Annotated in this window: 10 protein-coding genes and 2 pseudogenes; 5 read left to right on the top strand and 7 right to left on the bottom strand. The window is 74.2% G+C overall.

Annotated features, from left to right (window positions below):
* Positions 1-182 (bottom strand): annotated as a pseudogene (locus ACWDBE_RS38790) (PucR family transcriptional regulator); the annotation flags it as partial.
* A 583-nt stretch (positions 183-765) separates the two neighbouring features.
* On the opposite strand from ACWDBE_RS38790, the gene ACWDBE_RS38785 reads away from it, so the two are divergent.
* The 3 genes from ACWDBE_RS38785 to ACWDBE_RS38775 all read left to right on the top strand — a co-directional run bounded on the left by ACWDBE_RS38785 (position 766) and on the right by ACWDBE_RS38775 (position 3,935).
* Positions 766-1,221: an SsgA family sporulation/cell division regulator gene (locus ACWDBE_RS38785; RefSeq protein WP_449793528.1), complete on the top strand. Its 456-nt coding sequence runs from the start codon at positions 766-768 to the stop codon at positions 1,219-1,221.
* 48 nt (positions 1,222-1,269) lie between these two features.
* Positions 1,270-2,250, top strand: coding sequence for an AraC family transcriptional regulator (locus ACWDBE_RS38780; RefSeq protein WP_449810332.1), 981 nt, complete (start codon positions 1,270-1,272; stop codon positions 2,248-2,250).
* A 263-nt stretch (positions 2,251-2,513) separates the two neighbouring features.
* Positions 2,514-3,935, top strand: coding sequence for a PucR family transcriptional regulator (locus tag ACWDBE_RS38775; RefSeq protein WP_449810331.1), 1,422 nt, complete (start codon positions 2,514-2,516; stop codon positions 3,933-3,935).
* Positions 3,936-3,957: 22 nt separating this feature from the next.
* On the opposite strand, the gene ACWDBE_RS38770 is transcribed toward ACWDBE_RS38775, so the two are convergent.
* Positions 3,958-4,422: a helix-turn-helix domain-containing protein gene (locus ACWDBE_RS38770; RefSeq protein WP_449810329.1), complete on the bottom strand. Its 465-nt coding sequence runs from the start codon at positions 4,420-4,422 to the stop codon at positions 3,958-3,960.
* A 148-nt stretch (positions 4,423-4,570) separates the two neighbouring features.
* Positions 4,571-7,444 (bottom strand): AAA family ATPase, encoded by a 2,874-nt coding sequence (locus ACWDBE_RS38765; protein ID WP_449810328.1) that lies wholly within the window; start codon positions 7,442-7,444, stop codon positions 4,571-4,573.
* A gap of 268 nt (positions 7,445-7,712) precedes the next feature.
* Here ACWDBE_RS38765 and ACWDBE_RS38760 point away from each other — a divergent pair, with 268 nt between their 5' ends.
* A complete protein-coding gene (locus ACWDBE_RS38760; RefSeq protein ID WP_449810327.1) occupies positions 7,713-8,489 on the top strand; it encodes a hypothetical protein in 777 nt (258 codons plus the stop codon).
* Positions 8,417-8,572: pseudogene (locus ACWDBE_RS38755) on the top strand (IS630 family transposase); the annotation flags it as partial. The gene ACWDBE_RS38760 and the pseudogene ACWDBE_RS38755, both read left to right, overlap by 73 nt.
* A 7-nt stretch (positions 8,573-8,579) precedes the next feature.
* Here the strand turns inward: ACWDBE_RS38755 and ACWDBE_RS38750 are convergent.
* The 4 genes from ACWDBE_RS38750 to ACWDBE_RS38735 form a co-directional block, all read right to left on the bottom strand.
* Entirely contained in the window at positions 8,580-9,092 is a 513-nt protein-coding gene (locus tag ACWDBE_RS38750; RefSeq protein ID WP_449793533.1) for a DinB family protein, read from the bottom strand.
* Positions 9,093-9,299: 207 nt separating this feature from the next.
* Positions 9,300-10,316, bottom strand: coding sequence for an alpha/beta hydrolase (locus ACWDBE_RS38745; protein ID WP_449810326.1), 1,017 nt, complete (start codon positions 10,314-10,316; stop codon positions 9,300-9,302).
* Between the two features lie 161 nt (positions 10,317-10,477).
* A complete protein-coding gene (locus ACWDBE_RS38740; protein WP_449793535.1) occupies positions 10,478-11,353 on the bottom strand; it encodes a helix-turn-helix domain-containing protein in 876 nt (291 codons plus the stop codon).
* A 309-nt stretch (positions 11,354-11,662) separates the two neighbouring features.
* A partial coding sequence (locus ACWDBE_RS38735; protein WP_449810333.1) for a helix-turn-helix domain-containing protein occupies positions 11,663-11,824 on the bottom strand: 162 nt, incomplete at its 5' end.

Genomic DNA, 11,824 nt, shown 5'->3' with positions numbered 1-11,824 from the left:
ACGCCCTGCAGCAGCGTGCGTACCCGCACCCGGTCCTCGTCCCCGAAGTGCCGGCTGGCACAGATCATCCGCACCAGCGGGTCGTCGAGGACGACCGAGCGCCCCAGTTCCTCGGCCAGGCCGTCCACCAGCGCCTGCAGCACTTCGCCTCCCGCACGCGCGCGCCGGATCCACATCGTCATGATTGCCTCCCGGCGCATTCATACAAGGAGTGGAACAGGAGGGGCGGGCATTCGACAAAACGAGGAAACAGCGGCTCCCCGCGGGCCGGACGGCCTCTCCCTGGGCCGCTTCCACGCCTGGAAGAGCCTCCGCGCACACGGCCGGAGCGCGGCCACTGCCAGTGAACTCCTCTGCCGCACAGCCGAGTTGGCCGAAAGCCGGGACCGGACGGCGACCGCCGCTCCGGTCACCGGCCGCGCCGTCCCACAACTGTCGTACGGAGTGGACGCGACGGCGGGGAGCCCGCGTCCGGCCCCGTCCACCGCGCGAAAGGTGCGCGGATCGTCACCCCGCGGTGCACGGGCGGAACATCCGCCCCCGCCGCCGCCAGCTAGCCTGAGGACCGGTTCCGCCTCCCCCTGCTCCTCGGCAGCTCCCAGGGCTCGAGGCAGGAGCGTCGCGCCGTCACCGGCGCCGACGCTCCGATCGTCCGGTGTGGCCCCGTCCCGATCGGACACCGCACCCGCCGGCCCCACGCCGGCCCCGGACGGCCCCTCTCGGCCTCGCGCCGGCCCCACCCCGACACCGCCCAGGAGACCTCCCGTGCCCACGCACCAGCCCCTGCCCAGCCCCCAGCCCGGCCCGGACGCCACCACCACCGACCTCACCCTCGACGCCCGGCTGGTCCTCGGTGAGCACGAGTCCGTCGACATCCCGGTGCGCCTCGGCTACCGCAGGGACGACCCGCTCGCCGTCGCACTCGAGTTCCTCGGCCCCGCCGCGGAAGCGGGCACCTGGCGCTTCTCCCGCGACCTCCTCTGGGAGGGTCTGCAGAGACCCGCCGGCCTCGGCGACGTCCGCATCTGGCCGCCCTGCACCTGCCACGGCCGCGCCTCCCTGCGCATCATGCTCCGCGGCTGCGGCACCGTCGTCCTCATCGACCTGCCCTCCCGCCAGGTCCGCCGCTGGCTCCGCCGGGACTGCTTCACCCTGGTGCCCCAGGGCTCCGAGGCCGGCCTGATCGACTGGGCCGCCGAACTCGACGGCCTCGCCGCCTGACGCCCCGGCGTCGCGGAATTCCTGACAGACTTCTCCCCGGGAGGGTGTGTGCTGCTGCTCGACCTCGACACGGTGTCACCTCGTGAGCGCGTGGACGCGTTCCACCACGCGTTGACGGATTCGCAGGTACCCAACGACATCGCCCACGAGGAGCCGGCGACCGGTATCCACGCGCGCATGGAGATGTGGCGCGTCGGCGGACTGGACTTCTTCGCCACCCGGAACTCGGGCTTCCGGGTGCGGCGGACGGAGCGGCACGTACGCCACCACCGGGAGCACCCCATCGTCTCGGTCTCGCTCCAGCCCCTGGGTGTCCACCGGGCCGAGGTCGCGGGCCGGCAGACGCTCCTGGGATCCGACGACATCTGCGTCTTCCACGAGTTGTCGCCCCGCGTGTACGGCTGGTCCGGCGACGGCGCGTCCCAGGTCGTCATGTTCGACATGAACCGCCTCGGCGTGCCGGTGGACACCGTGGTGAGGGCCTCCCAGCGGCTGCGCGCCAGCCCGCTCCACGGCCTGGTGCTGCAGCACCTGCGGGGTCTGTGGAGCGATCCCGGCCGGCTGGAGACCGACGCCGGCTCGGAGGCCCTGGCATCCGCCACGACGGAACTCGTCCGCGCCCTGCTCCTCTCGGCGGCGCACGCCGAGGAGGCCGTCGAGGTCAGGTCGACGATGGACGAGACGCTGGTCACCCGGATCACGGCCTACGTGCGCTCCCACCTGGCGGACCGCTACCTGACGCCGGAGCGGATCGCGGCGGAGCACGCCGTCTCCGTCCGCCGGCTCTACGCCCTGCTCAGCGGGGCGGGGATCAGCCTGGAGCAGTGGATCATCGCGGAGCGGCTCGGGAAGGCGCGGCGCATGCTCGCCTCCCCGCGCTACGACCGCCTGACCATCGCCGCGATCTCCGCCCGGTGCGGGTTCAGCAGCCCGAGCCACTTCAGCCGCCGCTTCCAGGCGGCCTGCGGGGTGTCCCCGAGCGAGTACCGGCGGCTCGGTGGCGCCGTCCCGGTGGGCGGCTTCGAGTGAGTCGGCGGCTTCGGGTGACCTGACGCGCAGTCCTCACCGCGATCGGTCCGGGGCGGTTCCCCACCGGGCGCACGACGGCCCGGCGTTCCCCGCAGCCAGGGACAAGAACCGTGCAGGGTGGGGCATCGCGGCAGTGTCAGCGTTTCTCCAGGACGTGCGGAACCGGCGAAAGAACCGGGTCCGGGGCCAGGGCACGGGAAGCCCCTGGTCCCGGGCCTGCCGGTCCCTCGTCCCGGAGAGACGAGCACCGACGAGGACTGCCCATGACCGAACAGTGGCGGCGAACCCCCGCCGAAAGTGCCGCGCTGCAGGAACTGATCGACGAACTCGCGGGGGAGCTCCGTCGGTCCGTGGCCCTGGCCGACTCCTCGATCGGGCGCATCCGCTCCAGCCGGCACTTCGACGACGCGGACCCGGCCCGCGTCCACAGCCTCCTGCACGGACGGGCGAGCGGCGAAGTCGTCCGCCACATCCTCGACCAGGGCGTCACCCAGTGGACCGGGCCGGGTTTCACCGAGGGCCTCGAGGAGTCGGGTCTGCTGCCCCGCTACTGCGTGCCGCTGCGTGAACGCGGCCATTTCCTCGGCCTGTTGACGGTCATCGCGCCGGACGCGTCGCTGCCGCCGGAGGCGACCGAGGCCATCGCCCGGGCCACACCCGCCATCACCGGCCGGCTGTACGCCGACCGCGTCCTGGCCGGCGCCGCGCGGAGCGAGGAGCAGGACCTCCTGCTGTCCCTGCTGGACCCGAGCCCCGCCACGCGCGCCGAGTCCCGCAAGCGGCTCCTGGACGGCGCGCTGCTCCCGGACGCGCCCCACGCGGTGGTCAGCGTCGTGCAGCTGGGATGCTCCCGGGTGCCTCCCGGACGGGTGGCGACCGCACTGCACGGGGCGCTGGAGGGACTGCGCCGCACCCGGTCGGCGCACGGCGCCTTCGCGGTCACCCCGAACCGGGCCGTCCTGCTCCAGCTGTCCGACCGGCCGTTGGACCAGGAGGTGCTCCGGGAGCAGTCCGCCCGCATCATGGCGGCCCTCGGCACCGATCCCGCCGCCTCGACCGCTCCCGTCATCGGCATCGGCGGCCGGCAGGCGGGCCTCGCCGACGCGCGGGCCTCCTACGAGCAGGCGCTCGTCGCCGTGCGCGCCGCACGCCGGATGCCGGAGCTGAAGGGCATCGGTTCCTGGGAGGAACTCGGCGAGTTCGCCGTGATCCTCCAACTGCCGGACCACGCCCTGAACGAGTCACTGCTCCCGAAACCGCTGCGCGCCCTGCTCGAGTCCGGCTGCGGACAGCGCCTGGAGACGACCCTGCGGTGCTTCCTCGACCAGGCCGGTTCGGTCCCCAGGACCGCCGAAGCACTCCGGATCCACCGCACCTCGCTCTACTACCGGCTGCGGCAGATCCAGGAGATCACCGGGCTCGACCTGGACAACGGGGCGGACCGCATCACCCTGCACCTGGGCCTGCGCATCCGGGAACTCCTGCTGTCCCTCGGCACGTCGGGCGAGGACGCCGGACGCCGACAGCAGTCCGCCGCAGCGGGCGACGCTCCCGTCGACCGGACGCCCGGCGCCGGTCCGCGGGGCCTGCGCGGCACGAGGGCCCGCCCGGGACGGCAGGCCCGGCCGCAACCGACACACGCCCGACGGGATCGGGCCGACCACGTCCGGGGCGAGGCCGCTTAGGGCCTGGGGGAGGCAGGGCGGGTCACTGCCTCTCCCCCGCCGCCCGGCGGGCACGCTCGTTCACCAGCCAGTCCGTCGGTGACAGGCCGTAGGCACCGCGGAAGGCGCGGCTCAGCTGCCCGGGGCTCGTGAAACCCCACCTCCGGGCGATGAGCCCGACGCTGAGCGAGTGCGCCGGGGTCGCGAGCAGCGCCCGGCGGCACCCCTCCAGACGCTGTTCCCGGATCCACTCGCACAGCGTCCGGCCCTCGCCCTCGAAGAGCCGGTGCAGGTACCGCACGGAGATGCCCTGCGCCCGGGCGACGCCCTCGGGGGTGAGCCCGGGGTCGGACAGGTGCCGGCGCACGAACTGCCGCACGCGGAACAGCACGGCGTCGTTCACGCCGGACAGCTCGTCCGTCGGCCGGGTCGCCGTCGGACGGGCGTGCGGTGTCGAGGCCGCGGAGCGACCGCCGTCCTCCATGGGTGGGGGGATTCGAACTGTCATGGTGCCAGCATGCCGGTGCGGCGGGGCCGGGCGCATGAGTCAGGTGACTGGTCCGCGCGGGCGGCGCCGGCCCCGCTCAGGCCAGGTGCGCCCGCAGGAAGCCGCCTCGGCGGTGCCGACCAGCGCCGGCGGCAGCCCGGCGAGCAGCTCAACGGTCCGCCTTGCTCTGCAGCAGGTCGCGCAGCTGGTGCCGGCTGCTGACCCCGAGTTTGGGATAGGCGTTGTACAGGTGCGAGCCCACCGTGCGGGGCGACAGGAAGAGCTGTTCACCGATCTCGCGGTTCGACAAACCCTGCGCGGCCAGGCGGACGATCTGCTGCTGCTGGGCGGTCAACCCGTCCAGGGAGGCCGCGGATTCGACGGCGTGGTCGGTGTTGTTCGCCACGCCGCTGGCGCGCAGTTCCTGGCGGATCGCGGTGGCGAACGGCTGGAATCCGAGGACGTCGGCGGTGTCCAGCGCCGCGACGAGTTGCTGCCGGGCCTCGGAGGGGCGCCTGGCGCGGCGCAGCCAGATCGCGTAGCTGAACCGGGCCTGCGCCCGCTCGACCGGCCACTGCTCGCCCTCGGCGTTCACCAGCGCGAGGCGGAAGTGGTACTCGGGGTCCGGGCCGGGATCCAGCAAAGCCGTGGCGTGGTGCAGCAGGAGCGTCATCCGGACCGTCGGCCGCTCCCCGTGCACCGAGCGCACCCGCGCCAGCACCTCCGCCGCGTCCTCGCTCGTGCCGGCCCGCTGGGCGGCCAGCGCGAGTTCCGCGACGCAGCGCGACGAGAGGAACGGGTGCACCGGAGTGCCGTCCTCGGCGAACAGCCTCCGGAGCCAGCGGTAGGCGTCGGCCCACTCCGCGTGGGACATCGCGACCAGGGCGACGGCCCGCACGAGCCGGGCCCGGGTGGCGGCGTTCTCGTAGCCGTCGAACGGGACCTCCGGCCAGGTGATCAGGTTCGCGGGGGCGGTCCCGCGCAGTGCGCGCAGGGACAGGTCGAAGGCCTCCAGGTCGGCCTGGGGGCGGGTCAGGCGCAGCACCGCCGCCTGGTCGGTCGCCTCCTCCACCCGGGCGGACACCTCCGACCACTGGCCGGTCGCCAGGAGGGTGTCCAGCAGGGGGGCCAGGTGCCAGGCCCGCAGGCCGAAGGCCCGCCGCCCGCGCAGGTAGGCGTCGGCGGCACGGTAGTGCTCCAGGGTGACGCCCGGGTCGTCGGAGAGGTAGCCGACCGAGGCGACGGCGAGGCGCCTGGTCAGCTGGTCCCGTCCGTCCAGGGGGCCGCTGCCCATGAGGGCGTCGGGGCCTTCGACGGCGCGCGACGCGCTCGTGGGCCGGGTCTCCGTGCCCTGCACGAAGCCCGCGAGCACGCCGGTCGGTCCTGGCCTGGACGCCCGGTGGTCGTCAGGGCCGGGCCCGGCTTCGCTGAGGCCGGCGACCAGCTCCGAGAGCCGGGCGCGGTGCTCCGGCAGGCCGGACTGCTCGGCGATCGCCGAGGCCAGCGTCACCGACCGCGCGTCGACGGCGGCACCGACCGACGGGTGCCGGGCCGCGCTGTCGAGCAGAAGGGCGAACGCCTCCTTCTGCCGGGAGGAGTGGGACAGGGCGGTCGCCACGGCCAGGTCGGCCTCGCGGGTGAGCCGGGGGTCGGTGTTGACGTTCAGGAAGCGCGTGTGGAGGCTGCTGACCCAGTCCAGGTCCCCGACGGCGACGGCCGCGTCCAGGGCCCCGGCGAGGAGCCGGGCCCGTTCGTCGGTGCTGGTGCTGAACCGGGCGGCGTCCTCCAGGGCCCGCGCGAGGGTGAAGTCGTCCGCCGAGTGCCTGGCCGCCGCCCGCAGGCCCTCGGTGAGCGAGGCGTCCGGGACCACTGCGGCGGCCACCAGGTGCCGCGCCCGGTCGAGCGGCCGCCCGCCGGCCCGCTCGGCGAGGTCCCGGTGGGCACGGGTCAGCACCGCGGCGGACTGCCCGGTGGACGCGGCGACCCTGGCCAGCGGGTGCCGGAAGACGATGTGACCGTCGATCAGGGCGACGATCCCGGCCTCCTCGGCGGGGGCCCAGATCGCCAGGTCGGAGGTGTCCAGTGCGGCCATCACGGCGGCCGCGTCGTCGCCGGGCAGGGCCACGGCGGCGTAGAGGAGGGCCGTGCGCGTCCGGGCGGGCAGCGGCGCGATCAGGGTGTCGAACCTGGTCCGGAGGTTCCGTAGGCGGGGGGTGCGCTCATGGGCCAGGGCCGGATCGGCGCCGGAGGCCCGTCGACGGCACAGCTCCAGCAGGGCGGACGGATTGCCCTCGGCCTCCTCCAGCACCTCCAGGCGGGTGCGCCCGACGGGCGCGCCGGGCACCGAGTCCAGCAGCTCGGCGGAGGAGCGCGGCGACAGCGGCGCGACGTGCAGCAGCTCGACGTCGGCGGGCAGGTCCAGCAGGGTCTCGTCGTCGCGCGAGGCGAGCAGGAGCGACACCCGGCTCCCCTCCGTACGGCGGACGAGCGACCCCAGCAGCTCCAGGGTGGGGCGGTCGCAGGCGTGGGCGTCGTCGACCGCGATGAGGACCAGGCCCGGGGCGCAGCCGTGGTCGGGGCCGCCCGACCGGCTCAGCAGCGCCGCGGTGCCGGCCGCCACGTCCGACGCGGACGGCACGGCCGACGCGGACGGCGCGGTGGCATCCGGCCCGATGGCGAGCGCGGCGAGCAGGGCCTGCCGATGAGGCTCGCCCAGCGTCGGCACCCGGTCCGTCAACCGGGCGAGCAGGTGGCGGAGCAGCCCGTACGGAACCCCGCTCTCCGGGGCCCAGCCCTGAGCCGTCAGCACCACCGCTCCGGCTTCGGCCGCCTGCTCACAGGCCGTCCGCAGGAGCCGCGACTTCCCGACGCCCTCCGAGCCGACGAGCACCAGAGCCCCCGAGGTCCCGGGCTCCCGCCGGACGTGGCGATGCAGTTGCTCCAGTTCGGCGCCACGCCCGAACAGCGTGCCGGTGCCGTGGGCGGAGGCCGGTCGCCCCCCGTGGTCCTCCGGTTCGTCCCGAACCGTCTCCATGATCGTCATCGTCGCACTCCACACTGCCCGCCGCGACCACCGCAGCACCTCTCCACATTGTCGATCTTGCTCGGGGCCGGGCCCGTCCTCGCACCGCACCGGCCCCGCGCTCCGCTTCCCTGCCGGAGCGGGAGCGATGCGCTGAGGCGCAAGTACGGGCGGTGGCGGCCCCCCAGGGTGACCGTGTCGCGGATCGTGGCCTCCGGGCCTCGGGTTCGAAGACAGGCCCGGGCTCCGCCCCTGCCGCGAGGTCGCGGACCTCGTCCGAGGGTGCGCCGTGCGCGGTCGGGATCCCGCGCCGCCCGGCGCCGTCCGGATCCTCGCCACCCTGCCCGCCCCGGCGGCGGACGCGGCCACCCCCGTGCCGAAGTCCCCGTTCCTCGACGGCGTCGTACGCGACGACAGCGGCACCCTGTACTTCGCCCACGCGACCGGGACCGCCGACCTCACCGGCATCTGGAAGCCGGCCCCCGGCGGCGCCCCGCAACGCGTCACCGCCCTGCCCTCCGACGCCCTGCCCAACGGCCTCGCCCGGGACGAGCGCACCGGCTCCCCGTACGCCGCCGACTCCGTCCTCGGCACCGTCTGGCGCGTCCCCGCCCGCGGCGGCGCCGCCGTCCCGTGGACGACCGGCACCGACTGCAAGCCGAACGGCTTCCTCGGGGCCAACGGCATCAAGATCCGCGACAGGGCCGTCTGGGTCGGCGACCTCGACAACGGCACCCTGCCGCGCGTCCCGATCCGGGCCGCCGCCACCGGGCTGACCGGCATCGACGACTTCGCCTTCACCGGCCGCGGCAACCAGGTCCTGGCCGCCCTCGACAGCGGCAACCGGATCGCCCTGGTCGCCGACAACGGCACCCACACCATCGTGCTGAACCAGGCGGACAGACTGCAGAACCCCACCTCGGTGGCCGTCCGGGGCGACCGGGTCCGGGTCGCGGACGCCGCGTACCCGACCCGGCAGGACCCGAACCTCCTCAGTTCACCGCGCTGCGCTACTTCACCCTCGACGGCACCGACCACGTCAGCCACAAGGAACAGGGCAGCATGATCCGCCGCTACATCATCTGGCGAAACCGCCACGCCGACGACCAGCGCCTACGCGCCGTCGTCGACAGGGCCAACGCTGCCTGATCCGGCGCTAAACGCCGGTAGTGCCATCGATGCGTTCCCGAACCAGGTCGGCGTGGCCGTTGTGGCGGGCGTACTCCTCGATCATGTGGACGTAGATCCAGCGGAGGTTGACGTCCTGCTCCATGAAGCGGCCCGTATCGGCCAGAGCGCGGTCGGCGCAGTGCTCGCGGGCGCGGGCGATCTCCGCGTGCCAGGTGGCGAGGGCGTCGCTCAGGGTGGCGCCCTCAGCCACATCGAAACCACCGTCGGGGGCATCCGGGTCGGCCTGCGGGTCGTAGATGGGCGGAGCCTGTTCTCCGGCGAACACGCGGCGGAACCAATTCCGCTCCACCTCCGCCATGTGCTGGACCAGGCCGGTCAACGTGAAGCCGGACGGCGGCACGGACGCCACGGCGGCCTGCTCATCGTCCAGCCCCTCGCACTTCATGGCCAGTGTCGTGCGGTGGAAGTCGAGCCAGCTCTCAAGCGTCGTGCGCTCGTCGGCGTTCAGGGGCGGCATAGGGCGATCGAAGGCGCTCATCGGTTGATTATCGCCAGCGTCCGAAGCCGTCGACAGGCGGGGCCTCACTACAGGGCGAACCTTGCCTGATGCGGCACTGGCTCTGCCGCCGGAGCAAGAGCACCCCCGCTGCCGTGCCCCAGGGTCCGGTGGCGGGGGTCACCGGTCGACGGGCGCGACCGCCGCGGGGTCGGAGGCGACGGACCGCCTGCGGCGCGTCGCCCGGCCTCACCAGGGTCGGCTGTGCAGCGCCATGTGCACCGTGTCGACGATCTGGATCAGCGCGGCCCGGGTGGTGCCCGTGGGATGGATCCCGCCGATCAGCAGGAAGCCGTGCATCACCCCCTGGTAGCGCGTGGCCACCACCGGCACCCCGGCCGCGCGGAGCCTGGCCGCGTAGGCCTCGCCCTCGTCCCGGAGCACGTCGGCCTCCGCCGTGACCACCAACGCCGGCGGCAACCCGGCGAGTTGCTCCACGGACGCCCGCAGCGGTGCCGCCGTCACCTCCGTCCGACGGTCCCGCTCGGGCAGGTAGTCGTCCCAGAACCGGCGCATGTGCTCGCGGTGCAGGAAGTAGCCGGTGGCGAACCGGCGGTAGGACGGGGTGTCGAAGTCGGCGTCGGTCACCGGGCAGAGCAACACCTGGTGGACCAGCGGGAGTTCACCGCGCTCCCGGGCCAGCAGCGTCAGCGCCGCCACCAGGTTCGCCCCGGCGGAATCCCCGACGACCGCGATCCGCTCCCCCGCCAACCCGATCTCATGACCGTGCTCATGGATCCACCGGGCCACCGCGTAACACTGCTCGACGGCCACCGGGTAGCGCGCCGCCGGGGCCCGGGCATAATCCACGTACACGACGGCGGCATCCGTGCCCAGCGCGAACTCCCGCACCAGCCGGGCGTAGCAGTCGGCGTCACCGAGCGACCAGCCGACGCCGGGCAGGAACAGCACCACCGGACTGGGCCGGGCGGCGCCGACGGGCCTGGTCACCTGGACGCGCACCCGCCCGGTCGGTCCGCAGGGCAGGGTGAGCCACTGCGAGGTGACGCCACTGGGGTCCTCCTCGTCCTCGTACCCGTCGCCGGCCTGTGCCTCGCCCGGTACGCCGTCCGGTACGCCGTCGGGGATGAGGAAGGAGAGGTCCGGCAGCCCGGTCGCGGAGCGGCCGGCTCCGGCGTCCAGGAACTCCTGGAACGCCCGGTCGAGCACCGGACGGCGGTCGGGCAGCGGGGTGGGATCGGACAACTCATCGCTCCTGGCCTGGTCGGATCGGTGCGGCAACGCGAACCCCGCCCTGGTGTGGGAAACCGGCCCCGGTGGCCTGATGGTGCACGGATCCCCCTTCGAGGGCACGGGCGTCCGGCCGATGCCGGGAGTTCGCTCGGGGCAGGACGGCGGGAGCGGGTTCAGGAGGAATGACGGCCGTCCACCCGGGCTGCGTAGGCCTGCCACTCACGCGGCGAGAGCCCGTAGGCGTCGCGGAACGTCCGGCTGAAGTGGGAGTGGCTGACGAAACCCCACCGGTGCGCCACCGCGGAGACGCTGCGCTGCCGCCGGGACGGCCGCTCCAACTCCCGGCGGCAGGCGTCCAGTCGGCGCTGCCGAACGAACTGGCCCACCGTCGTCCCGTCCTGCTGGAACAGCTTGTGCAGATAGCGCACCGAGATGTGCTGCGAGCGGGCGATCGACTCCGGCGCCAGATCCGGATCCGCGAGGTTCTCCTCGATGTGGGCCCGGATGCGTGCCAGCAGCTCCGCCGCGCCGCCCGGCCGCTCCGGCGCCTCCCGCTCCAGCAGCTCCGCCACCAGGACCGCCACGATGTCGCAGACGCTGCGCGCCAGGTGGTTGCCCGGCCGGGCCCGGTGCGCCCGGGACTGGACGACGAGCGTCCGCAGGAACTGGGCGGCCAGCGAGCCGACGCCCTCACTCCCCCGCGCCACCAGCCCGCCCGCACGCCGGACGTCGGCCTGCCGCACGCCCAGATAGAAGCACGGGATCCGGAACTCGACCATCCGGCACTCGGCGTCCCGCAACAGGACCGCAGGGTGGCGGGTGGCGCCGATCAGCAGGTCCCCGGGCTCCAGCACCGTGCTGACGCCATGGCGGCGGACCAGGGCGGTGCCGCCGACGTGCAGGAGGACGTACAGGCAGTCCTCGGGGTCGACCCCGGGCGGCGGGGCCAGGACGTCGACGCAGCCGCTGCCGCCGTCACGGACGGCCCGGGCGAACTGCTGGACTGGGCGTTCGGGCGTGGGGCTTTCGCCTGCGGGGGTTTCGGGCATGGGCGAGGGACCCGACGGGATCACGGGAGACTCCTGACCGGTTGCGAGGGTTCGGTACGGGTGCTGGTGACGATCGCCGAGCCGCTTCGGAACGGGCGCGGCGATCGGGGGATCAGGACGATCGGGGGATCCGGAGAGGAACGGTCACGAAGCACCAGCGGGGCGCCGTCGCCGCCGCTGTCGCGGTGGGCCAGGCGCACGCCGTCGTTCGTGGTCAGTTCGTGCATGGTGCTCGTTCTCGTCCGTTCGTCTCTGCTCGTGGCTTCGGGAGGCGGCGTCGGCGGGGCGGCGGCCGCGGCCCCGGCGCGGTCATGACGGCACGGGACCGCCCGGGGGCCCGTCCGCCCGGGGGGCCTGGAGCAGGTCCAGGAGCTGGAGCCCCATGTGCAGCACCAGGCGGTGCGCGCCGTCGTCCAGGTCCAGGCCCGTGATCTCCTGGATCCGGCGCAGCCGGTAGTACAGCGAGGTGCG

Source organism: Kitasatospora sp. NPDC001132 (genome assembly GCF_053598415.1).
The sequence above is the reverse complement of the archived record's forward strand: the minus strand, read 5'-3'. Positions and strand labels throughout refer to the sequence as shown.

What these genes read in the sequence shown, in the direction of transcription:
- ACWDBE_RS38775 (WP_449810331.1), top strand. Translation starts at nt 2,514, where the DNA reads ATGACCGAACAGTGGCGGCGAACCCCCGCCGAAAGTGCCGCGCTGCAG.
- ACWDBE_RS38770 (WP_449810329.1), bottom strand. Translation starts at nt 4,422, where the DNA reads ATGACAGTTCGAATCCCCCCACCCATGGAGGACGGCGGTCGCTCCGCG.
- ACWDBE_RS38740 (WP_449793535.1), bottom strand. Translation starts at nt 11,353, where the DNA reads ATGCCCGAAACCCCCGCAGGCGAAAGCCCCACGCCCGAACGCCCAGTC.
- ACWDBE_RS38765 (WP_449810328.1), bottom strand. Translation starts at nt 7,444, where the DNA reads ATGACGATCATGGAGACGGTTCGGGACGAACCGGAGGACCACGGGGGG.
- ACWDBE_RS38750 (WP_449793533.1), bottom strand. Translation starts at nt 9,092, where the DNA reads ATGAGCGCCTTCGATCGCCCTATGCCGCCCCTGAACGCCGACGAGCGC.